Source organism: Sinomonas cyclohexanicum, assembly GCF_020886775.1.
In the GTDB taxonomy this organism is placed as follows: domain Bacteria; phylum Actinomycetota; class Actinomycetes; order Actinomycetales; family Micrococcaceae; genus Sinomonas; species Sinomonas cyclohexanicum.
Window position 1 is genome coordinate 3,695,853 of record NZ_AP024525.1, and the last position, 23,334, is coordinate 3,719,186.

Below are 23,334 nucleotides of genomic sequence, written 5' to 3' on the forward strand. Positions count from 1 at the left end.
GTATAGGTTTCTGCGGGAGACCCCCGCACTGTCACTAGGAGTCAGAGATGGCGGTTCCCATGGGACTGAAGATCGACTGGTCGACGATGCCGACCTACAACACCATCATGTCCGTGGCCGCAGGCGCGGCGCTGATCGCGCTTGTGATCCTCGGCAAGGACATCATCAAGGCCCGCACGGCCGGCGCGTCCGGCTCCGAGCCCCTCCAGACCGACGGATGGGCGGTGGCGCTCGGGATCCTGGGCCTCGTCCTCTTCCCCACCGGTCTGCACATGACGCTCACGTGGCCTCTCGCCAAGGGCGGCTTCCCGTTCGACAACGTGATCTTCGGCGAAACGAGCCTCGGCCTGAGCGTCCTCCTGCTCGGCGCAGCGTTCTACCTGTGGAAGCGCGGCACGGTGCTCCGTGAGGCCACCGACCCCGTCGCCGAGGCTGCCCGCGTGGCCCGGCCGATCTCGTGGTTCGTGGGCGGGCTCGGCCTGAGCCTGTTCGGCATCGCCGCCGCCGGCATCACGTACCAGCTCTTCGCCGCCCCGCCCCAGGAGCCCATCTCCGGAGCGTTCGCCCAGTGGCCATGGCTCGAGGCGACGTTCATGTCCCTCCTGTTCGCCCTCGTGGGCCTCGGCGCCGTGCTGTTCCCGTTCGCCGCTCGCCAGCTCCGCACCGGCTACAAGCACCAGGCGATCGTGCGCTGGATCGGCGTCGTGTGGATGATCGCGGGCATCGTCTTCCTGCTGTTCGGCGCGATGAACTTCTTCACCCACATCGGGCTCATCGTCAACACGATGTGACCCCTGCGCCCCTGCAGTACCGCAGCGCACGACGGCGGGTGCCCACCCGCCGTCGTGCGCTTGCCATGTCTTCGGCTGAGGCCTACAGCGCGGCGAGGTTCGGCGGTAGGTTTACGGCACCGACGGCGGAAGGATGGCCATGACCCGGTTCCTGATCACCTACCACGGCATGCCGTATCCGGAGCGGGACGTCATAGAGCGCAGCCGCGGCGCCCTGCGCAAGTGGGCCGAGGAGAGGCTCGGCGGCGCCCTGGTGGACTTCGGCGCCCCCGTGCTCCTGGGCGGGCAGATGTCCACCGGCCAGCCTGAGGACGCCGTGGAGATCGACGGGTACACGGTCATCCAGGCCCGTTCCCTCTCCGAGGCGCGTGACCTTCTCTCCGACCACCCGTACCTGGCCCTCGGCGGGACGCTGCAGATCAACGAGTGCCAGGAAGTCTGACATCTAGCGAGGGAGTACGAGCATGAAGAAGACCGTCCTTGCCGGCCTTGCCGCACTCGTCATCGCCGTCAGCCCGCTCGTGGCGGTGCCTGCGGCAAGCGCGGCCGGCGATCCGCCGCCGCACGTCACGGGACAGATCCTCGTCAAGTTCAGAGACGATCACGCGTCTGCCGGCGTGCTCCGCCAGCACGGGCTGGCCGATGGCCCGAGCGTGGGCAGCACCGGCGCCCACCTCATCACGGTCCCGGCCGGCGCAGAGCTCCGGCTCGTGGCCGCCCTCAGCGGCAACCCGGCCGTCGAGTACGCCGAACCGGACGCCATTGCGACGGCCGTGACGAATGACCAGTACTTCCCCCGCCAGTACGCGCTGCAGAACACGGGCCAGTCCTTCACCAACACCGCCGGCACCATCACCGTGCCCGCAGGCAAGCCGGACGCCGACGTCGACGCGGTCGAGGCCTGGAGCGTCACGACGGGCGGCGGGACCAAGGTCGCCGTCCTCGACACAGGCGTGGCGAGCGACAACCCAGACATCGCGCCCAAGGTCGTGGCACAGGCCAACTTCAGCACGTCCTCCACGATCGAGGACCTCTACGGCCACGGCACGCACGTGGCCGGCATCGTCGCCGCCATCGCAGACAACACGATCGGGGTGGCCGGCGTGTGCCCGGGCTGCACGATCCTCGACGGCAAGGTCCTCGACGACAACGGCTACGGCTCCTCCTCGGCCATTGCCAAGGGCATCGACTGGGCCGTGGCCAACGGCGCGAAGGTCATCAACATGAGCCTCGCGATGCGCGTCTCCTCCCGCACCCTCGAGACCGCCGTGAACAATGCGTGGAACCACGGGGCGGTCATCGTCGCCGCGGCGGGCAACTCCGGCAACCAGGCTAAGATGTACCCGGCCGCCTACACCAACGTCATCTCCGTCGCGGCGACCGACAACAACGACGCCAAGGCATCCTTCTCGACCTACGGCAAGTGGGTGGACCTCGCGGCTCCCGGAGTCAGCGTCTACTCGACCTTCCCGAACCACCCGTTCGCTCTGCAGACGACCTACAACCGTTCGGAGAGCTACGACATCGGCAGCGGCACCTCGATGGCTTCTCCGATCGTCGCCGCCACCGCGGCGCTGGCGTGGAGCTCGCATCCCGGCGCCACGAACGCCTCCGTCCGCGCGAAGGTCGAATCCACCGCAGACAGGATCTCCGGCACCGGGTCCTCCTGGGCGTACGGCCGGGTCAACGCGAACAGCGCCGTCCACTAGGCCGGCCGGAGTCCACGAGGGCGGCGCCTGCGCCCGCGCCCGCGCCGCCCAGCCCACGCACGCCGCCGCCCTGCGCGACGAGGCTGCGATAGTGTGACGGCACGCACACCGGAAGGACGTCTCCCCATGGCCCGTTTCCTCGTCACCTACCACGACATGCCCCACCCCTCCCCGGAGGTGGTCGCCGCCAACCGCGCCGCCTTCCATGCGTGGGCCGATACCGCCCTCGGGGACGCCCTCGTGGACCCGGGCGCCCCCGTCTACCTCGCGGGCCAGCTGGCCAAGGGCGCGCCCGCCCCGCATACCGAGATCTCGGGCTTCTCGATCATCGAGGCGAAGTCACTCGCGGACGCGCGAGCGCTCCTCGCGGACCACCCGTACCTCGACCGCGGCGCCACCATCCAGATCGACTGGTGCCTCGAGGTCTGAGCACCTCTCCACCGTGGGCCGGGCGCTCATCCGAACGTGAACGAATAGAGCACGACGCCGGGGCTCGCGGTGATCTCAAGGGTCCCCGACGGCTGCGTGGCACCCTCGAGGAGCACGTAGGAGCGTGGTGTCCCGCCGACATGCACCGTCTTCTCGCCGTCCGGCCCGCGCACCGTGAGGGTGCCGGTCCCCTCGGCCACGGCCTGGACCTGGGCCGCTCTGAAGTTCAGCCGGACTGAGGCTGCGGCCCCAGCGGTGATGCTCTGGGCGCCCAGGGTCCAGGGCCCGGAGAGCGCGAAGGAGTCCGCGGGCTGCTGCGCCGGATACGAGAAAGTGCCGGCTCCGGAGCGGTAGCTGCCCACGCCTGCGTAGTTGACCTGCTTGGCAACGCCGAGGAACGTCTCCGGGGTCGTGCCGGCGGCAGGGGCCGACCCGGCGGTCTCGACGGGCGCCGGGAGGGCCAGGCCAGGGTGCGCGTCGGCGAGGAGCTGCCTGACGAGGGCCTCGGTGGTCTGGTAGCCGCCCTCGCCCTGCTGGATGTGGCGCACGTTCCCGGCGGCATCGATGAGGTACTGGGCAGGCCAGAAGCGGTTCCGGTACGCGGACCAGGTCGAGTAGGCGTTGTCCATGACCACGGGGTAGTCGATCCCGTGGTCCTTGATCCCCGCCTCGACGTTGCGCTGCTCGCGCTCGAACGCGTACTCCGGCGTGTGGACGCCGATCACCGTGAGGCCATCGGCCTTGTACGCGTCGTTGAGCGCCACGATGTGCGGCAGGGACCGCTGGCAGTTGATGCATGAGTATGCCCAGAAGTCGATCAGCACCACGCGGCCGCGGAGATCCGCGAGCGTGAGCGGGTCCGAGCCGATCCAGGCCGTCGCGCCGCGCAGCGCGGGCGCGGGCCCGCAGTCCTGCAGCCCGGTGGCGCCCTGGGTGCAGTTCGCCAGTTGCCGGTTCTCGTCGGTGACGAGGCCCCCGAGGTCCAGCGGCGTGCCGGCATGAGGGCGCAGCCGGTCCTGGAGGGACGCCGTGTAGTCGGGGAGGAGCCGCTGGAGCGCGGCCGGGAGGTCCAGCGCGAGTCCCGCCGCGAGGGCGATCATGAGCACGCCCGCCGTGATCCGGATGCCGCGCTGGCGGTGCCGGAACGCCTTGAGCCGCTCCGCCAGGCCGCGGCCGGCGAGGGCGAAAACGAGCAGCGGCACGGCGACGCCTGCCGCGAACGAGAGCGTGAGGGCCACCGATTCGGGCCCGATCCGGCCCGTGGCTCCGGAGACCACGATCGCCGCGAGGACCGGCCCCGCGCAGGGGACGAACACCGCGCCGAGCGCGATCCCCAGCCCGAAACCGCCGCGACGCGCGTCGACCCGACGCTGCGGGATCCACGAGAACGGCTTCTCGAGCCACTCCTCGACCTTCGGCACCATGAGGCCGGTCCCCACCGCCGCGAGCACGGCGATGCCGGCCCAGCGCAGGACGTCCTGGGGAAGCCCCAGCGCGGAGAGGGCCAGCGAGCCCAGCAGCGTGACCGCGCTGAAGCTCAGGACGAGCCCGGCGATCACCTGGTACGGCCGCCAGCGCGAAGCCTCGCGGGACGACGGCGCCCCGCGCCGCGCGCTGTCCAGTCCGCCGGAGAAGAAGATCACGGGGAGGACCGGAAGGATGCACGGTGAGATGCCGGTGATGAGCCCGCCAAGGAAGCCGATGAGGATGTTTTCGCCCATGGTCCCTGTTCGGGGCGGTGCAGGACCGCGGATTGCCCCCAGGGGCTCACGTCGCGCTGTTCCCCCGCCGTGGCCCAGGTTTCAGCGCGGGGAGTCCGGCTCCACGACGGTGACGTCCATGGGCATGCGGCGCGACCTGCGGAGGCGCCCGGCGAGCACGTTGCGCACACCACGGGTCACGAGCGTCAGGCCCCCCAGGCCGCGGAACTCCGCCGCGTCGGCGGTGACGAGACCGATCAGGGGGCGGGCGGCGTCGTCCGGGGTCTGTCCCCACAGGCCGGCCACCACCTGGAGCCCGCCGAGTCGCTGCTCGTAGCCGCGCTGGGAGGTGACGCGACCGAGCAGGTCCGTGAGGACGAGGCCCGGGTTCATGCCGTGCACGCGGACCCCGGTGCCCTTGGTCTCGAGCCGCAGCGTCTCGGTGAACTGGCGCACCCATCGCTTGCTCGAGGCATAGGCGTTCTGGAGGGCGACCGGTCCCCGGTCGCCCTGTCCATAGACGTTGACGAGGTCGCCGTGGCCCTGCGCGAGGAATACGGGCAGGGCCGTGCGCGACCCGTGGAAGGTGCCGAGGATGTTGGTGCGGACCACGCGCGTGAAGTCCTCGACGGGGGTGGACGCGGTGGGGCCGTAGACGCCGGAGATCCCGGCGTTGTTGACCCAGATGTCGAGCGTGCCGCGCCGGAGCGCCTCGTCGCGCAGGGCCTCGACGTCGGCCATCTCGCCTGTGTCGCACGGGCGTCCGGAGGCCTCGATCCCCTCCGCGCGGAGCCGCCGGAGCGCGTCCTCGACATGCTCGGCCGACCTCGAGGCGATCACCACCGTGGCGCCGTGCCGTCCGAGCACGCCCGCCATGGCGAGGCCGAGTCCACGGGTCGATCCGGTCACGACCGCCACACGTCCCGCGAGGCGATCCCGTTCGGTGTCCATGCCTCCTTCATACCCGCGCGCGGGCGGGCAGGGAACGGCTCACGCGAGCATCCCGGCGTGGGGTCCAATCCGATCCCGACGCGGCTCCGAAGAACCTGTGCAATGACCCGTCGGGCACTCGACGGACCGCCCTGAATCGAGGAGTGAAGCCATGAAGACCATCCATCGCACCCCCGCCGTCGCTGGCCTCGCCGCGCTCGCGGCCGTCTCCGCGCTCGGCCTCACCGCCTGCGGCGGGTCGACGACGGCGGCAGGGGACTCGCCGTCGTCCGCAGCCCCGAGCGCCGCGGCAAGCATGGCGCCCAGCGCGAGCGGCTCCATGGGCGCAAGCTCCTCCGCGATGTCCTCGATGGACCCCGCCGCGAACCTCGTGGGGCCGGGCTGCGCGGACTACGCGAAGGCCAACCCGTCCGGGCCGGGGTCGGTGCAGGGCATGAGCGCGGACCCGGTCGCGGTCGCGGCGTCCAACAATCCGCTCCTGACCACGCTCACGGCTGCGGTCTCGGGCAAGCTCAACCCCAAGGTCAACCTCGTCGACACGCTCGACTCGAGCCAGTTCACCGTCTTCGCCCCCGTGGACTCCGCGTTCGCGAAGATCGACCCGGCCACGATCGACTCGCTCAAGACCGACGACGCCACGCTGAGCAAGATCCTCACCTACCACGTGGTCCCCGGCCAGATCGAGCCCGCCTCGATCGCGGGCACGCACAAGACGGTCGAGGGCCAGGACGTGACGGTCACCGGTTCCGGCAACAGCCTGCAGGTCAACGGCGCGAACGTGATCTGCGGCGGCGTCCGCACCGCCAACGCGACGGTCTACCTCGTGGACACGGTGCTCATGCCGCCCGCGAAGTAGGCGGGTCCGCGAGGACCAGTCGACGCACGACGGCGGGCCGGCGCCCTGAGTGCCCGGCCCGCCGCGGCCGTGCCCGGGACATGAGAGCAAACGGTCAGGAGGAGCATGCGCGGACGTGAGACAGTGGTCTACATGCCCGACCAGAGCGGCGGCACACCCGCACCGGACCTCGACGAGCTCATGGCGCGCGTGGCCCGCGGCGACCAGGACGCTTTCGGGCACCTCTACGATGCCCTCGCCCCGCTGGTCCACGGCCTTGTACTGCGCGTGGTCCGCGATCCGGCCCAGTCCGAAGAGGTCACCCAGGAGGTGTTCCTCGACGTCTGGCAGCAGGCCAAGCGGTTCGACGCGGACCGGGGCCGCGCCCGCGCCTGGATCACGGTCATGGCGCACCGCCGGGCCGTGGACCGGGTCCGCGCCGCCCAGGCGGCCGCCGACCGGGATCTCCGCGAGGGCATCCGTGAGTATCAGGAGAGCTACGACGACGTGGAGCACACCGTCGAGGTGGCCCTCGAGAGCGAACGGGTCAACAGGGCGCTCGAGTCGCTGACCGAGGTGCAGCGGCAGGCCATCCGACTCGCCTACTACGGCGGCTACACCTACGGCGAGGTCGCCGAGACCCTGGGCCTGCCCCTGGGCACCGTGAAGACCAGAATCCGCGACGGGATGATCCGCCTGAGAGACGTGTTGGGAGTGAGCCATGGATGATCAGCTGCACCTGCTGACCGGTGCCTACGCCCTCAATGCGCTCGACGACGACGAGCGCCGGCTCTTCGAGCGCACCCTCGCCTTCGGCGACCCCACCGCGGAGGAGGCCCGCGAGCTGTCCGAGACCGCCGCGCTGCTCGCCGCCGGCACTACGCCGGTGGCACCCCCGCCGGACCTCAAGGCCCGCCTCATGGCCCAGATCGCGGTCACCCCGCAGCTCGACGCGGTCCCACCTCCCCACGCTGAGGGGTCACATCCCCACGCTGAGGGGTCACATCCCCACGCTGAGGGGTCACCGGCGCCCGAGGCGACGGTCACCGACCTGGGCGAGCGGCGCCGTCGTGCGCTCTGGACCGCCCCGACCAAGTGGCTCGCCGCCGCCGCCGCCGTCCTGCTCGTGGCCGCCGCCGCGACCGGCACGTGGGCCGTCAGCGCGCAGCGGCAGCGCGACGACGCCGTCCGCCAGCTCGCCCAGGCCTCCGACGCGCCCGGCGCCGTCATGGGCCGCATCCTCGCGGCACCGGACGCGAGGATCCAGGAGGTCTCCGTGCCCGGCGGCGGGACCCTGCTCATCGCGCACTCGCGGCAGGACGCGCTGGCCGGGGTCATGACCATCGGCCTCCCCCAGCCGCCCGCCGGGCACGTCTACGAGCTCTGGCTCGGGGACACGTCCGGGTCCATGACGCCCGCAGGACTCGTTGCGGGCACGGGAACCACGTGGAACGAGCTCGCGGGCGGGATCGGCGCGGCCGCGGCCCTCGGGGTGACCGTCGAGCCATCGGGTGGCTCGCCGCGGCCCACCACCGATCCGCTCGTGGTCGAGTCCTTCTCCTGAGCTGCTGAGCCGGCCGCCCGCACACCCGGGCAATCCGGGCGGCGCGGCGCTCCGAAGTGTCAGTGCGGAAGGCCCGCACCGGCGCACCAAGGCGTCGGACCTGAAGGAGATCCCATGTCCAGCTCAGTCCTCTCGCACCGCCGCACCGCCGTCCAGCTCACCGCGACCGTGGTGGGGGCGGTGTTCCTGCTCGTCGGGGTGCTCGGCTTCATCCCCGGCATCACGACCGGCTCGGGGATCGGATTCGCCGGCCACGGCTCCGACGCGTACCTGCTCGGCCTGTTCCAGGTCTCGGTGCTGCACAACGTGGTCCACCTGCTGTTCGGGGTCGCGGGGCTCGCGCTCGGCGCCTCGGCGTCCGCCGCCAAGGGGTACCTGACCTGGGGCGGGGCGATCTACCTCGTGCTGTTCGTGTACGGGCTCGTGTTCGACGGTGCCTCGGGCGGGAACTTCGTCCCGCTCAACGACGCAGACAACGTTCTGCACCTTCTGCTGGGCGTCGGGATGCTGGCCCTGGGCCTCATCCTCGGACGCACGACGGCGCGCGCCCACCTCACGAGGCCGGCCCACCACTGAGGCCAGCCCGCACAGCGCCGCGATTCCTGCTCACGGCCGCCGCCTGCAACGCGGCAGCCGTGAGCAGCGCCGCGACACCGCGGACACCTCTCGCTACTGACAGGTAACAATGGCACACTCGATGCCATGACCATCCGCATCGCCGCGTCCGGAACCTCCGCGTCCGGAACCACCGCCCCCGGGGCCCCGCCGTTCGAGCGCCTCGCCACACTGGCCACCGGTACCGGTGCCGCGCTCGAGGTGACCTCCCCGTTTGACGGGCGGGCGCTCGGAGTCGTGCGCCAGGTGGCGGAGGGCGAGGTCGAGGCGGCGGTGCGTCGCGCCCGCGGGGCGCAGAAGCGCTGGGCGGGGACGCCCGCGAGGGCGAGGGCCGCCGTCGCCCGCCGGTTCGCGAAGCTCGTCCTGGACCGGCGCGACCAGATCCTCGACGTCATCCAGGCTGAGACAGGCAAGTCCCGCCTCGCCGCGCTCGAGGAGGTCATGGACGCCTCGATGACGGCCTCGCACTACGCGCACACGGCGCCGGGGCTGCTGCGCCCGCGCCGTCACGTGGGCACGTTCCCGCTCCTGACCCAGACCACCGAGCTGCGGCACGCCAAGGGCGTGGTCGGAGTCATCACGCCGTGGAACTACCCGTTCACGCTCGTGGCCAGCGACTCCCTCCCCGCACTGCTCGCGGGCAACGCGGTGGTCATCAAGCCGGACCACCAGACCCCGTACTCGGGCCTCCTGGTCCTCGACCTGCTCCGCGAGGCAGGGCTGCCCGAAGGGCTCGCGCAAGTGGTGCTCGGGCCGGGCGCCGTGGTGGGGCCGCAGCTGGTCGACACGGTGGACTTCGTGATGTTCACGGGCTCGACGGCGACCGGACGGGCCGTCGCGCAGCGCGCCGCCGGGCGGCTCATCGGGTTCTCCGCCGAGCTCGGCGGGAAGAACCCGCTCATCGTCCTGCCCGATGCGGACATCCGCGCGGCCGCCGCCGGCGCCGCCCGGGCCTGCTTCGCCAACGCGGGGCAGCTGTGCGTGGGCCCCGAGCGGATCTATGTGCACGAGGCCGTCCGCTCGCGCTTCACCGAGGCGTTCCTAGCCGAGGTCTCTCGGATCCGCGTCGCGGCGGGGGCCTCGTGGGACGCCGACATGGGCTCGCTCATCTCGCCCGCGCAGCTGGCCAAGGTCCAGGCCCACCTCGACGACGCGGTCGGCAAGGGCGCCCGCGTCCTCGCGGGCGGCACCGCCCGGCCAGACCTCGGCCCGAGCTTCTTCGCGCCGACCGTCCTCACCGACGTCCCGGAGACGGCGGACCTCGTGCGGTCCGAGACGTTCGGCCCCGTGGTAGCCATCTATCCCGTCCGGACGGAGGAGGAGGCGATCGCCCGGGCCAACGACAGCACCCTCGGGCTCAACGCGAGCGTGTGGACCGCGGCGTCGCGCGGCCGGGCACTCGGCTCCCGCATCGAGGCCGGAACAGTGAACGTCAACGAGGGCTACGCCGCCGCATGGGCCTCCCACTCGGCGCCGATGGGCGGCTGGAAGGAGTCCGGGCTGGGACGCCGGCACGGCTCCGAGGGCCTCCTGAAGTACACCGAGTCCCAGACCGTCTCAGTGCAGCACGCGCTGCCGATCGCACCCTGGACCGGGATGGGCAACGAGACATTCGCCAACCTGTTCACCCGGGCCACGCGCCTCCTCAATCGGTTCCGCTGACGGCTCCGCTCGCGGGGGCGCGACGGCGGAGCGCATCCGTGATCGAGAGCCTCCTGCCGTACTGGATGGATCCGTAGCGGAAGAGGTGGACAGCCAAGCGCAGCACGAGGAATCCCACCACGAAGAGCTCGGCGATGACCGCCGTGGCCTCGAGCGGGCTGAGGGTTCCGAAGCCGTTGCGGAGCATCGCCGTGATGGGGGCGGAGAGCGGGAAGTACGTGAACACCTGCACGATCGGCGCATGCGGATCGGACACGATGAGGCTGACCGTGTAGAGGGGCACGAAGATGAGCGCCATGACGGTTCCGAAGAGCGCGCCGGCATCCTTCGCCGTGGGCATGACCGCACCGATCGCGACGAGCAGGCCCGTGAAGACCGTGAACCCGCCCAGGAGCAGTAGCGCGCCGACCACCATGGCCCCCGGCTCGAAGACCATGTGCGTGAGGTCGAGGTCGGGGAGGGCCAGCCTGTCGTGGAAGAAGACATAGGCCACGACGATCGGGCTGATGAAGACGGCCATCTGCAGGAGCCCGACCATGAAGAGGGCGATGACCTTGCCCACGATGAGCGTGGTGGGGTTGAGGGTGGTCAGGATCATCTCGGTGACGCGGTTCTCCTTCTCCTCGAGGGTGCTGTTGAGCATCTGGTTGGAGAGAAGGATGATCGAGACGTAGAAGATCACCAGGAAGAGCAGCGGCGGCACCACGGCCCCGATCCCGCCGGTCTCCTGCCCATCCTTGAAGGTGACGGAGTCGATCTTGATCGACCCGCTGGCCGCGGCGGTCAGCGGGGCCGAGCCGATCTTGGCCTGCGCCGCCGTCATGAGGACCTGCCGTGCGACGGCGTCGTACTTGCCGTTCTCGAAGATCCCCCGGTCCGCCCCGTAGACCCTGACCGGCTGGCTGGCCGGGTCGGCCGGGTAGGCGAAGTACGCGTCCGAGGCGCCCTCCTTCACGTCCTGCAGGGCCCGGTCCGGGCTGCTGGCCTTCCGGCCGCCCAGCGCGGCGGCAAGCGCGTCGGGGATGAGCCCTGACTCGTCGGTGTAGGTGAAGGAGATGGTGGCCGTCTTCTGGGCGTCCGCGCTCGCGCTCGTCGTGGAGTTGCTGACGTAGATGAGGAGGAAGACCACGGCCGTGATCACCGGGATGGACAGGGTCGCGATCCAGAACCTGCCCTTCTTGATCGTGCGGGTGAATTCGAAGCCGACCACCGTGCCGAGGTTGTGGTGCGCCATGGTCCTATCCGTTCGCCGTTCCGTGGGGCTCGCCGTAGATCTTGATGAAGATCTCGTCCAGGGACGTCCTCGCCGCCGTGAAGGAACGGACGCCGACCCCTGCCTTGACCAGCTCGCGGAGGACCATCGCCTCGTCGCCGCCGGAGCGCGGCGAGAGCTCCGCGTAGGAGCCGGTCGCGGTCACCACCTCGTACAGGGCGGACGGGGGCAGCTCGCCCTCGTAGCTGACCCGGTAGACAGTGCCGCCGAACTGCTCCTGGACCTCGTGGACCGTCCCGTAGGCCCGGGCCGTGCCGTCCTTGAGGAGGACCACCCGGTCGCAGAGCCGCTCGACCTCCTCCATCTGGTGGGTCACCATGACGACCGTGGCCCCGGAGCGCTTGTGCTCCTCGATGATGTCCATGAGGAGCCGCCGGTTCACGGGGTCGAAGCCCTTGGTCGGCTCGTCCAGGATCAGCAGCTCGGGTTCGTTCATGATGGTCACGCCCAGCTGGACCTTCTGCTGCTGTCCGCTCGAGAGCTTGTCCAGCCTGACGCCTGCCCTGGCAGCCAGATCGACCCGGTCCAGGTAGTCCAGCGACCAGGCCTTCGCCCTGGCCTTCGCGAGCCCCTTGAGCCGGCCGAAGTAGACCATGACGTCGAGGACTGACTCCTTCTTGTAGAGACCGCGTTCCTCCGGCAGGTATCCGAGCCTGGTCCCGTTCTGCGGGGCGAACACCCGTCCGCCGATATGGAGCGTGCCGGCCGTGGGCTGGTAGATCCCGAGCAGCGCGCGCAAGGTGGTGGTCTTCCCGGAGCCGTTGCTACCCAGGAACCCGAAGGTCTCGCCGGCCCGGACGTCGAAGGACAGGTCCCGGATCACGGTGGTGTCCCCGAACTCCATGCGGAAGTCCTGGATGTGCACGAGCGGCTCAGCCGCGTCCTCCACGCTCATGCCGCCACTGTGCCGCGTTCCGGGGACGCTCCGCCAGAGTCCTCGGACTCGATTGCAGGTCCCAGACCGCCAGGCCCCGGCGCCTGGCCTCCGCGTCGTCGGTCACCGCGTGCAGGAGGCATGGGATGTGCGGGACCGTGGCGTTGACCTCGCGGCAGACCTCGATGCCGGTGCGCTCGGGCTGGCCGAGATCCAGCGCCGGCCACAAAGCTCTCGGCCGGAGTGGCGGAACTTTCCGCACGTCAACGCTACTCACTGGTAACCTGCATCACATGTACCGAGGAACCCGCCTGCATGGCGCCCGCATCCTGATCACCGGCGGCGCGTCCGGCATCGGCCGGCTCATGGCACTGGAGGCCGCCCGGCGCGGCGCCGAGGTGGTCATCTGGGACCTCTCGGACGACGGCGCCGCGGCGGCGGCCGCTGAGATCGTCGCCGCCGGGGGCCTCGCCAGCTCGTACGCCGTGGACGTGACGAACGCGGACCAGGTCCGCGAGACGGCACGGCAGACGGGGGACGTGGACGTGATCGTGAACAACGCCGGCGTGGTGTCCGGGAAGCCGCTGCTCGAGGCGAGCGAGGAGGCGCTGCGCCGCACGCTCGAGGTCAACACCCTCGCGCTGTACTGGGTCACCCGCGCGTTCCTGCCCGGCATGATCGCACGGCGGGGCGGCACCGTGGTGACCATCGCGAGCGCGGCGGCGCTGATCGGCGTCGCGCGTCAGACCGACTACTCCGCGAGCAAGTTCGGCGCGCTCGGCTTCACCGAGTCGCTGCGCGCGGAGCTGCGCGCGGACGGGCACGACGTGGGCACGCTCGTGGTGTGCCCGTACTACATCAACACGGGCATGTTCGAGGGGGTCGAGACGAGGTTCCCCGCACTCCTGCCGATCCTCGAGGAGCACGACGTGGCGCTCAAGGTCGTCGACGGGATCGAGTCCGGCCGTGAGCAGATCATCCTGCCGCCCTTCGCCCGGCTCGTGCCGCTCATGCGCTTCCTGCCGACCCGCGCGTTCGACCGCGTGGCCGACTTCTTCGGCATCAACAAGGGCATGGACCACTTCGTGGGGCGGTCCCGAGCGCGCCGCACAGCGGGCCGGGCGGGGACGGAGACCGGCTGACCTCCCGAAGGGCCCCTCGGGCCCTACCCGCAACGGGCCGGTGGCCCTAGTCTGTGCCCCATGACCACGGGCCTGCCGTTTGCGTTGGGCGTGTGGCTCGTGATCGCCGGCGTCCTGTGGGTGAGCGGCGCCGTTTCCCTCGGCTGAGCGCACGAGGCGAGTCGCCGCCGTCGTGCGCGTCCGCCGCCGCCCGTCACACGGTGTCACACCGTCAGCGAGGCCTCCGCGAGCCGCCCGTCCGTCATCTCGAGGACGCGGTCGCAGTGCTCCAGGACGTCGTGGTCGTGGGTGACCATGACCACCGCGACGCCCGCTGCGTGCGCCTGCTCCGCGAGGAGGGCGACGACCTCGTGGCTCCGCCGGCGGTCGAGAGCCGCCGTGGGCTCGTCCACGAGGAGGAGCGAGGGGGCGTTCACGAGGGCCCGCGCGATGCCGACGCGCTGCCGCTCGCCGCCGGAGAGCTGACCCGGGCGGTGCCCTGCGCGCTGGCCCATTCCGACCGCCTCGAGCAGCGGCCGCGGGTCGAGGCCCCGCCGTCCGGCGAGCCTCGCCGCGAGCCGCAGCTGGTCCGCGGCGGTGAGCGCGGGGATGAGGTTGCCCGACTGGAACACGAAGCCGATGTTCTCGCGCCGGAACTTCGCGGCCGCGCTCTTCCCGAGGGCAGTCACGTCGGTGCCGTGGACGCGCACGACGCCGCTCGTCGGCTTCCCGAGCAGGCCCGCCACCGCGAGCAGCGAGGACTTTCCGGAGCCCGAGGGTCCCACGATGGCGGTGAACTCGCCGGGCTGGACGGTGAGGGAGACGGCGTCGAGCGCGCGGACCGTGGCGTCGCCGTCGCCGAGCTCGAGCACGGCATCCACGATCTCGAGGGCCGGCACGGCGGCTGGGGCTGAGGGGGTCATCGGGTTCATCCGAGGGCGTTGATCGGGTCGATTCGGGCGATGCGCAGGATGGCCACGCCTGCGCCGAGGAGCCCGAGGACGAGGGTGAGGGCCGCGGCGAGCGCGATCGGCTCGGCCTCGAGGGAGAACGGGACGGCATCCGGGATCATGGCCCCGAAGCCGACGCCCACCCCGACACCGACGGCGGTGAAGCCGACGAGCAGGATCGCAGCCTGGGCGAGGCCGTCCCGCAGGAGGTAGCGTGCGGACGCGCCCATGGCGCGGAGGACGGCGAGCTCATGGGTGCGCTGGATGGTCCAGACCGTGAAGAACGCGCCGACCACGAGGGCGCAGATCGCGTAGAGGAACACCTGGATCATGCTCAGCGTCATGGTCTCGGCCTCGTAGCCGGGAGAGGCATTGAAGGCCTTTGCCTTCGTCATGGTCATGGTCCCCGCGGTGGCGTCGAAGCCCGCGTAGTCGGGGGACGCGCCGTCGGCCGCGCGGAGGGCCACGACGCTCGAGTAGGCGTAGTTCGCGCCGTCGATCTGCGCCTGCGTCGGTGTGCCGGGCTTCGCCGTGTTGGAGGCGAGGAGTCGCCACGTTCCGATCGGAAGGCAGGCGACGTCGACGTGGCCGAACGTGGCCTGCCCGTCCGTGAACCCGACGACCGTCAGGGTGGTGCCGATCCGGTCGAGGGCGACCTTGGTGCCGAGTTCTACGCCGGCGGTCTTGGCCGTCTCCGAGACGACAATGCCGTCCGGGGAGCCCAGCCCCGAGCCGCTGGCCACGGCGGGCGCGAGGAACCCGCCGGCTCGATGCCGAAGAGGGTCAGGTCGACCTGCTTGCCGGAGTCGGTGGTCCCGTTGACGATGCTGACGCCCATCGGCTCGGCGCTGGCCACACCGGGGGCCGCCTTCCACGTGTCGAGCTGCTTGGCGTCGACGAGGGAGCGGCTGAAGGCGTTGTCGGTGATGGTGCCCTTGTCGAAGGCGAAGGCATTTGCAGGCATGGCCTTGAGGCCCGAGACGCCGTCGTTGACGAGGCCGGAGGACAGACCGGAGAGCAGCACGACGAGCACGGCGATCAGCGCGATCACGGCACCCATGAGCGTGAACCGGCCGCGGGCGAATCTGAGTTCGCGCAGCGCGAGGAACATGGCGAGTCCTTGGGGATGAGGTTGCCGACACACTGTCGGAATGATTACGACACTATGTCGACATCATGGGAAATGCCAAATCGGGAGCTACTTCTCCTGATGCGTCCGCGACGTCAGCGCGGCAGCCCCTCGAGGACCAACCGCTGCACCCGCGCGGCGACCTCGACATGGCCGAGTCCGTGCTCGATGAGCTTGACCGCACCGTTGAGGACGCCCTCGATGAGCGCCGCCCATGCATGGGTGTCGGAGAGGCCCATCTCGGCAAGCGTCGTGGTCAGCGGCCTGAACAGCGCGTCGTGGAGGGCGCGGATGTCCTCGTGACGGCTGGGGGTGAGCTCGGCCTGCTGGAGTGCGGCGGCGAGGTCATGCTTGCCGTCCGCGGTCATCCGCAGTGTCGTGGCGATGTAGGCCCTGAGCCGCTCGGTCCCCGGCGCCCAGCGCGCCAGCTCGGCCTCGATCTCCTCGCGCCACAGCTCGAACGCCTTGGTCGCGACGGCCACGAGCAGCTCGCTCTTGGAGGGGAAGTAGTCGTAGAAGCTCGATCTGGCCAGCCCGGCCCGCTCCGTCACGCTCCGCGCGTTCACCCCTCCGACTCCGTCCTGCAGGAGGATCGCCTCGGCCGCCGCGAGGAGCGCGGCGCGCTGGGCCTCGCGGTGCTCAGGCACGGAGGGGGCGGAGATCTTCGGCATCCGCCCATTATCCCGCCCCACGTCACAACCGCAGGCACCAGCCGGGGCCCATCGCTGGCGCCGCGCGCCGGAGCACAGTGCAGCGTGCGGGGCTAGACGCCGCTCCGCTCCGGGGGCGTGTTGAGGGCGCGCGCCCGTAGATAGGCGAGGACGGCGAGCACGCGGCGGTGCTCGTCTTCTCCCCCGCCGGAGAGCCCCAGCTTGGCCAGGATGTTGGCCACGTGGGTCTCGACCGTGCGGGCGGTGAGCCAGAGCCTTCGGGCAATGGCCCCGTTGGTGAGGCCCTCGGCCATCAGGGAGAGCACCTCGAGCTCGCGGGGGGTCAGCCGTGCGAGAGGGTCCGTCGCGTGGCGCCCGGCGATGAGCCGGGAGACCACCTCCGCGTCCAGGGCGGTTCCTCCTCGGGCCACCCTGTGCAGGGCGTCGAGGAACTCCTCGACGTCCAGCACGCGGTCCTTGAGCAGGTAGCCGAAGCGGCCTCCGGCCACGAGGTCCACCGAATGCAGCGTCTCGATGTGCTGGGAGAGCAGCAGGATGCCGAGCTGGGGATGACGCGAGCGGATGCGCTTTGCCGCCCGCGCGCCGTCGTCCGTCCCGTTGGGCGGCATGCGGACGTCCACGATCACGACGTCGCATGGCGTGGCCTCGACGGCGGCCTCGAGCGACGGCGCGTCGACGGCCTTCGCCGCGACGTCGAGGCCGCGGTCCGCGAGCAGGCTCGCGAGGCCCTCCCTGAAGAGGGCCGAGTCCTCACCGATCACGACGCGCAAGGCAGCACCGCCTCGACGAGGGTCCCGGCGAGGGCCGGGCTGTGGATGCGCAGGGTCCCCCCGGCCGCGGCAACGCGGTCGGCGACCCCGGAGAGCCCGGCACCGTCCGCCTTGGCGCCCCCGCGCCCGTCATCGGAGACCCGGACGGTGAGGACAGCGGCATCCCGTGCCACTTCGACCCCGATCCGTTCGGGGCTCGCGTGCTTGACGGCGTTCGCGACGGCTTCGGCGATCACGAAGTAGGCGGTGGTGGTGACGTCGTCGGGAAGGTCGCCGGCACGGACGTCGATGGCGATCGGGATCGGCGACGAGCGGGTGAGGCTGGCCAGTGCTGGGCCGAGGCCGTCGTCGAGGCAACTGGGCCTGAGTCCGTGGGCGAGGGCGCGCAGCTCGGCGACGGCAGTACCGAGCTCCGCGACCGTCTGGTCCAGGAGGCCGTCAACGTCGACGCGGCCCCCTTTCAAGCGGCCCTGGGCGACCCGCAGGGCCATGCCGAGGCTGACGAGGCGCTGCTGTGCGCCATCGTGGAGGTCCCGCTCGAGGCGCTCCCGTTCAGCGTATCCGGCCTGCTGGAGGCGCCGGCGGCTCGCCTCAGCCTCACGGAGGGCCAGCCGGACCTCGATCCGGAGTCGGGTGACCTCGACGAGCAGGGCCGACGCGGCCGCGACCTCGCGCAGGAGCGCGGGGCTCGTGCGCACGGTGCCCCGGATCGATCCGATAGTCTCGCGGTCCAAGACCACCGGGACTGCCGTCACCTCGGGGGCGGCGGGGGCGAGCGGCGCGCCGCCGACGCCCATGAGGCCCTCCTGTCCGGGCACGACGAAGCCGAGGCGCAGCCCCGGCTCGCCGAGACCGCGCTGCAGTGCCGCCTCAAGGCCTTCCGGGCTGCCCGTGCCCGAGTGCGTCTGCGAGGTCAGCTGCGCGATGGCCTCGAGCGTCCTCGTCCGGGCCGGGTACACCCAGCGGTCGACGGCGGCCCGCAGCCGGCCGCGCAGGGGCGCGAGCACGACCGCGGCCACCGCCGTGGAGACGGCAGCCACCAGCGGAGACGCGCCCCCCACCGCGACGCCGGCCGCGGCGGCCGCCACGGTGTAGACGACCAGAAGCCCGGCCGTCATCGCCCCGTAGGTCAGCGCAGCGCTCGTGAGCTGCTCGACGTCATAGAGCCGGTACCGCAGCACTGCGATAGCCGTGGCAGCCGGGACAGCGATCCACATGGCGGCAAGGCCGATACCGACGAGGCCGGGGCCGCCTAGGACGAGATAGCTCAGCCAGCACAGCAGGAGAGTCGTGGGGAGCATTCCCGCGGCCAGCGCAAACCACTTCAGCTGGGCGCGCTCGACCGTGCTGCGCGAGCGGCGGTATCTCAGGACCAGCGCCGAGGCGGTAGATCCCAGCACCCCGAGCCACGCGAACAGCAGCCCGAAGGCAAGGATCGCGTAGGGCACCGTCCAGATGCCCGACGCCGTGCCGAAGACGTGCGAGCTGTTCGTGAACGGGGCAGGGAACGGGTCCGGGCTCAGGCCCGCGGTGACCTCGAAGAGCACCGGAAGCGCCAGTACGGCCCACACGACCCGCTTCCACGCCGGGGACAGCAGCCTCCCCGTCGGGAAGGTCAGCATGAGCAGGGCCGGTGGAACATAGATCCACATCCAGATGCCCGGCATCAGCGTCACGGCGAGGTCCGAGACGGGCAGCAGGCCAGGGCGGTGGGCAACGGCGTCGGAGTAGATGCCGGTGAGGGCGATGAGCCCGGGCGGCACACCGAAGAGGCACAGAAGGGGGCCGACGGCGTTTGCCTGCGCCCGGCGGATCACGAACCATCCGAGCACCAGCGGCGGCACTGCCAGCGCGACCGCGGCCGCCGTGATGAGGGCATCCTGGAGGGTGCCCGTCATGAGCGTGAGCACGACGCTGCCCGCGAGGAGGGCCACGGCCGCGGCCGTGGCACCCCAGCCCAGGCTGCGCACCTGCCACACGCCTCCAGCGTAGGCTCGGCGGCGTCGGTGGGCCATCCGTGCAGGCACGGAGGGCCGGACCAGTGTGGACTCCGATGCGGGATCATCCGGCGCGCCGGACGCTGGACGCAGGCGCTCCCGTCCCGGGAGCCCTCTGGAAGGCGGCATCATGACATCGAGGGAAGACTCCGCGGCCGTTTCCCCGGCCCGGACCATGTCCGGCCCGGGCTGGGATCTCCGGACCTTCTGGCGGCGCGCGCTGGCCGTCATCGCTCCACTCCCGGGCCTGGCCCTCGCGCTGGAGATCGGAGCCTCCCCCGGCTCGACCAGGGACACCCCGGACCAGCAGCTGACGTCCGTCGCCGCCCATCTCGGGATGGCGAACCTCTCGATCTGGATGGGCGTCCTCGCGGTCGTGACGGCGGTTCCCGCGGTCATCGCGGTGTGCTGGGCGACCCGCAGGGCCGCACCACGGCTGACCCTGGCTGGCGGGCTGCTGACATTCGTCGGGTTCTCGCTCGCCCTGGGACTCGCGGACACGCGCCCGGTCCTCTATGTCGCCGCCCGCGACGGGCTCGACCGGCAGTCCACCGTTCAGCTGGCCCAGCTCGTCGGCGACCACCCGGCAGGCATGGTCGCCCTGCTGGGATTCCTGCTGGGGCAGGCAGCGGGGCTGCTCGTGCTCGGGATCGCGCTGTGGCGCAGCCGCCTCGCGCCGCGGTGGATGGGCGCCCTCCTGGCCGTCTCCGGCGTCGCGCACGCCCTGGTTCCCGGCAGCATCGGCGCGGGCCTGACGTGGGCCGCGACCGGCTTGGGCTTCGCGGGGGCGTCAGTGGCCCTGTGGCGCATGCGGGACGAGGACTCCGACCTTCCCCCGATCGGCACCGGGCAGCGCGGACAGACGACCGCCGCGGGCGTTCCAGGACTCGATGCGCGCAGGGTGTGGCGGGTGCTCCTCGCGGTGACGGCCCCCGTCATGGCCGTCCTGATCGCAGTGCTCCGGTTCGCGCTGCCGTACAACACGCTCGACGACGCCCGGACGGTGTTCGAGCACTCCCTCGCACACCAGACGTTCGACGCCGTGGCCCTGTGGACCGGAGTGCTCCTCGCACCGACAGCCGTCTCTGGCGTCATCGCCGCCGTCTGGGTGAGCCGCAGGCGCGCACCCGTCCTGGCAACCATCGGCGCGTTCCTCGCCGTTCCCGGGTTCACCGCCCTCGCGGGACAGGGGTCGGCCCAGAACATCATCACTATCCTCGCCGCGCAGGGGAAAGTGGACCCGGGGTTCGCCTACACCGCATCCTCGGCAGTGCAGGAGCTTCCGCAGTCTGGTGCGCTCGTGGGCATCTTCGTCTTCGGCCACCTCATCGGCACGATCATCCTCGGCATGGCGCTGTGGCGCTCTCACGCGGTGCCGGCGTGGATTGCCTGGGCTCTCGCCGTATCCCAGCCGATCCATCTGATCAGCGCGATGACGGGCAACCATCCCCTCGACCTGCTCGGCTGGGGCCTGACCGCCTTCGGCTTCGCGGCCGCCGGGTGGGTCCTCCTGAGGATGAGCGACGACGAGTTCGACCTTCCCCCGGCAGCACGCCTCAGCCTGCCGCGGGCTCCCGGGACTCGCTGACCAAGTTGTCCGAGGCGGCGTCCATGTGGGTCAGGATGGTCTCGCGCGCGGTCGAGGAGTCGCCGGACTCGATCGCGTCGACGATCTCCCGGTGGCGGGCCACGCTCATGTTGCTCGTGGCCCGCTCGAGGCCCGCGAACATGATGGACATGCGGATCGAGCCCTCGAGCGACTGCCACTGGTGCAGGAGCGTCTCGTTGCCCGAGAGCCGGCACAGGAGCCGGTGGAAGTCCAGGTCGGCCTCGATGCGGTCCTCGAGGGACCGTCCTGCGGCCTCGTCCATGTGCTCGAGCGCGTCGCGCAGCTCGCCGACCGCCTTGGCGCGGCGGGGCTGCTCGATGAGGGTGCGTGCCGCGAGGGACTCGAGCGCACCGCGCACCGAGAAGATGTCCCGGATCTCCTTGGCATCGAGGTGCCGCACGCTCAGCCGGCCGCGCGGCCCGGCCGCGGCGAGGCCCTCCTGCTCGAGCTGGCGCAACGCCTCCCGCAGGGTCCCGCGTGAGATGCCGAGCATCTCGGACAGCTCGGTCTCGACGAGGTGCTGGCCCGGGGCGAGCTCGCCGGACGTGATGGCGCGGCGGAGGGCGGACAGCGCCTGCTCGCGCAGGCTCTTCTTCTCGAGCCCCAGCAGTGACGCTGTCATGGTTCCTCCCGATGTCGACTGTCATCCGGCAGCCGTTGACATTGATGATACGGGGCGGGTGCGGGATCGGACCCCGCACCCGCCCAGATGGCCGGGCAGGCCTCAGCCGAGCTCGGCCAGGACCTTCGCGACGATGCGGTCCACGCTGAGTCCGTACTTCGTGTGCAGCGTGGGCAGCGCGCCCGCGTCGAGGAACTCGTCCGGCAGGCCGATCGGCACCACGCGCCGGGACTGGCCAGCCCGGACCAGCGTGGACGCGACCGTCTCGAACAGCCCGCCCACCACCGTGTGGTTCTCGAGCGTCACCGCGAGCCGGTCCCCCGCGAGCTCGGCGAGCACGGTCGCCTCGTCGAACGGCTTGATCGTCGGGGCATGCACGACGGCGACCCCCACCTTGTGCTTCTCGAGCTCGGCCGCCGCCTGGAGCGCCCTCATGGTCATGAGGCCCGAGGAGACGAACACGACGTCGTTCCCGCCGCGCAGCACCTTGGCCTTTCCGAGCTCGAACTCGTAGTCGTACTCGTCCAGGACGGTCGGGACCTTGCCGCGCAGGAGGCGCAGGTAGGTGGGCCCGTCCGAGGCTGCCAGCTGCGGGACGGCCTGGGCGATGTCCACGGAGTCGCACGGGTCCACGATCGTCAGGTTGGGCATCCCGCGGAAGATCGCCATGTCCTCAGTGGCCTGGTGCGAGGGCCCGTACCCCGTGGTAAGGCCCGGGAGGCCGCCCACGATGTTGACGTTGAGGTTCGGCTCGGCGATGTCGAGGCAGATGAAGTCGTACGCCCGCCGGGCCGCAAAGACCGAGTAGGTCGAGGCGAACGGCACGAGCCCCGCCTCCGCCATGCCCGCGGCCGCGCCGAACAGCAGCTGCTCGGCCATGCCCATCTGGAAGAACCGGTCCGGGTGGGCCTCGGCGAAGATGTGCATGTCCGTGTACTTGCCCAGGTCCGCCGTCAGTCCCACGATCCGCGGGTCCGCCTCGGCGGCCGCGACCAGGGCGTGACCGAACGGGGCCGGGGCCGTCTGCTGGCCGGGATCTGCGAACGAGGCGATCATGGCCGAGGTCTTGAGCCTCGGCGCCGTGCCCGTTGCCACTGCTGCGGCGCTCATGCCTTCTCCTCCTGACGGTTGGGCTCGCAGGCGGCCTGGCGCTCGGCCCAGCCGGCGTCGAGCTGCTCGTTGCAGATCGCCCACTCGTGCTCCTCGATGCGCATGAAGTGCGCCTTCTCACGCTGCTCGAGCAGCGGCACGCCGCGGCCCACCTTGGTGTCGCAGAGCACGACGGCGGGTGCGCCGGCCCCCTCCCCCGACCCGGCGGCGTCGAACGCCCCGAGCAGGGCGCCGACGTCGTTCCCGTCCACGCGGAAGACGCGCCAGCCGCACGCGGCCCACTTCTCCGCGACCGGCTCGGTGCGCAGCACGCCAGCCGTGGCGCCGTCGGCCTGAAGCGCGTTGATATCCACGACGGCGGTGAGCCGGCCGAGCCGGTGGTGCGCGGCGCCCATGACGGCCTCCCACGTGGAGCCCTCGTCGAGCTCGCCGTCGGAGAGGAAGTTGATGACGCGCGCGGGGTTGCCGCGGTGCCGCAGCCCGAGGGCGAGACCGACGGCGATCGTGAGGCCGTGCCCGAGCGAGCCGCCCGAGATCTCCATGCCCGGGGTGTAGGTGGACATGCCGGACATCGGCAGGCGCGAGCCGTCGGAGCCGTAGGTCTCGAGCTCCTCGACCGGGACGGTCCCGGCCTCGGCGAGGGCCGCGTAGAGGCCGATCGCGTAGTGCCCGGTGGAGAGCAGGAAGCGGTCCCGGCCGTCCCATTCGGGGTCCTCTGGGCGGAAGCGGAGCTGGTCCGCGTACACCGCGGCGAGGATGTCCGCGGCGCCGAGGGCCTGGCCCACATAGCCCTGGCCCTGGACCTCGCCCATGAACAGGGCGTGGCGGCGGATGCGGTGCGCGGCGGCCTCGACGGCGCGGCGGCGCACGACGGCGTCGCCCGGCCGGGTTCCTCGGCTCGCCTCGACGGCGGTGCTCGGGCTCATGGGGTGTCCTTCCGGATCGTGGTCGC

Annotated in this window: 24 protein-coding genes; 11 read left to right on the forward strand and 13 right to left on the reverse strand. The window is 71.4% G+C overall.

Annotated elements, in window-relative coordinates:
- Positions 1–47: 47 nt before the first annotated feature.
- From SCMU_RS17420 to SCMU_RS17435, 4 genes are all read left to right on the forward strand, one after another.
- Complete coding sequence (locus tag SCMU_RS17420; protein ID WP_229230356.1) at positions 48–791, forward strand: DUF981 family protein; 744 nt, start codon at positions 48–50, stop codon at positions 789–791.
- Between the two features lie 139 nt (positions 792–930).
- On the forward strand, positions 931–1,233 hold the full coding sequence (locus SCMU_RS17425) for a YciI family protein (RefSeq protein WP_229230357.1): 303 nt from the start codon (positions 931–933) through the stop codon (positions 1,231–1,233).
- Positions 1,234–1,255: 22 nt separating this feature from the next.
- Entirely contained in the window at positions 1,256–2,500 is a 1,245-nt protein-coding gene (locus tag SCMU_RS17430) for a S8 family serine peptidase (protein WP_229230358.1), read from the forward strand.
- Between the two features lie 126 nt (positions 2,501–2,626).
- Entirely contained in the window at positions 2,627–2,929 is a 303-nt protein-coding gene (locus SCMU_RS17435) for a YciI family protein (protein WP_229230359.1), read from the forward strand.
- A gap of 26 nt (positions 2,930–2,955) precedes the next feature.
- On the opposite strand, the gene SCMU_RS17440 is transcribed toward SCMU_RS17435, so the two are convergent.
- Positions 2,956–4,650 (reverse strand): cytochrome c biogenesis protein CcdA, encoded by a 1,695-nt coding sequence (locus SCMU_RS17440; RefSeq protein WP_229230360.1) that lies wholly within the window; start codon positions 4,648–4,650, stop codon positions 2,956–2,958.
- A gap of 81 nt (positions 4,651–4,731) precedes the next feature.
- On the reverse strand, positions 4,732–5,580 hold the full coding sequence (locus SCMU_RS17445) for an SDR family NAD(P)-dependent oxidoreductase (protein WP_229230361.1): 849 nt from the start codon (positions 5,578–5,580) through the stop codon (positions 4,732–4,734).
- Positions 5,581–5,731: 151 nt separating this feature from the next.
- Here SCMU_RS17445 and SCMU_RS17450 point away from each other — a divergent pair, with 151 nt between their 5' ends.
- From SCMU_RS17450 to SCMU_RS17470, 5 genes are all read left to right on the forward strand, one after another.
- Positions 5,732–6,436 carry a fasciclin domain-containing protein gene (locus tag SCMU_RS17450; protein WP_229230362.1) on the forward strand — a complete coding sequence of 235 codons (705 nt, stop codon included), beginning with the start codon at positions 5,732–5,734 and terminating at the stop codon, positions 6,434–6,436.
- A gap of 132 nt (positions 6,437–6,568) precedes the next feature.
- Complete coding sequence (sigK, locus tag SCMU_RS17455) at positions 6,569–7,144, forward strand: ECF RNA polymerase sigma factor SigK (RefSeq protein ID WP_229230363.1); 576 nt, start codon at positions 6,569–6,571, stop codon at positions 7,142–7,144.
- The gene (locus SCMU_RS17460; RefSeq protein WP_229230364.1) at positions 7,137–7,979 is read left to right on the forward strand and encodes an anti-sigma factor; all 843 of its coding nucleotides are present in this window, start codon (positions 7,137–7,139) and stop codon (positions 7,977–7,979) included. The genes sigK and SCMU_RS17460 overlap by 8 nt, the downstream gene beginning before the upstream one ends.
- Before the next feature lie 114 nt (positions 7,980–8,093).
- The gene (locus tag SCMU_RS17465; protein ID WP_229230365.1) at positions 8,094–8,555 is read left to right on the forward strand and encodes a DUF4383 domain-containing protein; all 462 of its coding nucleotides are present in this window, start codon (positions 8,094–8,096) and stop codon (positions 8,553–8,555) included.
- Between the two features lie 126 nt (positions 8,556–8,681).
- Positions 8,682–10,256 (forward strand): succinic semialdehyde dehydrogenase, encoded by a 1,575-nt coding sequence (locus tag SCMU_RS17470; protein WP_229230366.1) that lies wholly within the window; start codon positions 8,682–8,684, stop codon positions 10,254–10,256.
- Here SCMU_RS17470 and SCMU_RS17475 read toward each other — a convergent pair.
- Positions 10,240–11,490: an ABC transporter permease gene (locus SCMU_RS17475; RefSeq protein WP_229230367.1), complete on the reverse strand. Its 1,251-nt coding sequence runs from the start codon at positions 11,488–11,490 to the stop codon at positions 10,240–10,242. The genes SCMU_RS17470 and SCMU_RS17475 overlap by 17 nt on opposite strands.
- Before the next feature lie 4 nt (positions 11,491–11,494).
- Positions 11,495–12,424: an ABC transporter ATP-binding protein gene (locus SCMU_RS17480; RefSeq protein ID WP_229230368.1), complete on the reverse strand. Its 930-nt coding sequence runs from the start codon at positions 12,422–12,424 to the stop codon at positions 11,495–11,497.
- Between the two features lie 272 nt (positions 12,425–12,696).
- On the opposite strand from SCMU_RS17480, the gene SCMU_RS17485 reads away from it, so the two are divergent.
- Complete coding sequence (locus tag SCMU_RS17485; RefSeq protein WP_229230369.1) at positions 12,697–13,545, forward strand: SDR family oxidoreductase; 849 nt, start codon at positions 12,697–12,699, stop codon at positions 13,543–13,545.
- Between the two features lie 203 nt (positions 13,546–13,748).
- On the opposite strand, the gene SCMU_RS17490 is transcribed toward SCMU_RS17485, so the two are convergent.
- From SCMU_RS17490 to SCMU_RS17510, 6 genes are all read right to left on the reverse strand, one after another.
- Complete coding sequence (locus SCMU_RS17490; protein ID WP_443020171.1) at positions 13,749–14,456, reverse strand: ABC transporter ATP-binding protein; 708 nt, start codon at positions 14,454–14,456, stop codon at positions 13,749–13,751.
- Entirely contained in the window at positions 14,453–15,217 is a 765-nt protein-coding gene (locus tag SCMU_RS17495; protein ID WP_338027569.1) for an FtsX-like permease family protein, read from the reverse strand. Before SCMU_RS17495 ends, SCMU_RS17490 begins: the two co-directional genes overlap by 4 nt.
- Positions 15,145–15,585, reverse strand: a complete 441-nt coding sequence (locus tag SCMU_RS20910) for a hypothetical protein (protein ID WP_338027570.1) — start codon at positions 15,583–15,585, stop codon at positions 15,145–15,147. The genes SCMU_RS17495 and SCMU_RS20910 overlap by 73 nt, the downstream gene beginning before the upstream one ends.
- Positions 15,586–15,698: 113 nt before the next feature.
- The gene (locus SCMU_RS17500; RefSeq protein ID WP_229230371.1) at positions 15,699–16,274 is read right to left on the reverse strand and encodes a TetR/AcrR family transcriptional regulator; all 576 of its coding nucleotides are present in this window, start codon (positions 16,272–16,274) and stop codon (positions 15,699–15,701) included.
- A 92-nt stretch (positions 16,275–16,366) separates the two neighbouring features.
- Positions 16,367–17,035: a response regulator transcription factor gene (locus tag SCMU_RS17505; RefSeq protein WP_229233079.1), complete on the reverse strand. Its 669-nt coding sequence runs from the start codon at positions 17,033–17,035 to the stop codon at positions 16,367–16,369.
- Positions 17,032–19,023: a sensor histidine kinase gene (locus tag SCMU_RS17510; RefSeq protein ID WP_229230372.1), complete on the reverse strand. Its 1,992-nt coding sequence runs from the start codon at positions 19,021–19,023 to the stop codon at positions 17,032–17,034. Before SCMU_RS17510 ends, SCMU_RS17505 begins: the two co-directional genes overlap by 4 nt.
- 148 nt (positions 19,024–19,171) lie before the next feature.
- On the opposite strand from SCMU_RS17510, the gene SCMU_RS17515 reads away from it, so the two are divergent.
- Positions 19,172–20,629: a DUF4386 family protein gene (locus tag SCMU_RS17515; RefSeq protein WP_229230373.1), complete on the forward strand. Its 1,458-nt coding sequence runs from the start codon at positions 19,172–19,174 to the stop codon at positions 20,627–20,629.
- On the opposite strand, the gene SCMU_RS17520 is transcribed toward SCMU_RS17515, so the two are convergent.
- The 3 genes from SCMU_RS17520 to SCMU_RS17530 all read right to left on the reverse strand — a co-directional run bounded on the left by SCMU_RS17520 (position 20,598) and on the right by SCMU_RS17530 (position 23,308).
- Entirely contained in the window at positions 20,598–21,272 is a 675-nt protein-coding gene (locus tag SCMU_RS17520) for a GntR family transcriptional regulator (RefSeq protein WP_229230374.1), read from the reverse strand. The genes SCMU_RS17515 and SCMU_RS17520 overlap by 32 nt on opposite strands.
- 102 nt (positions 21,273–21,374) lie before the next feature.
- Complete coding sequence (locus tag SCMU_RS17525) at positions 21,375–22,382, reverse strand: transketolase family protein (RefSeq protein ID WP_229230375.1); 1,008 nt, start codon at positions 22,380–22,382, stop codon at positions 21,375–21,377.
- The gene (locus SCMU_RS17530; protein WP_229230376.1) at positions 22,379–23,308 is read right to left on the reverse strand and encodes a transketolase; all 930 of its coding nucleotides are present in this window, start codon (positions 23,306–23,308) and stop codon (positions 22,379–22,381) included. Before SCMU_RS17530 ends, SCMU_RS17525 begins: the two co-directional genes overlap by 4 nt.
- Positions 23,309–23,334 lie beyond the last annotated feature (26 nt).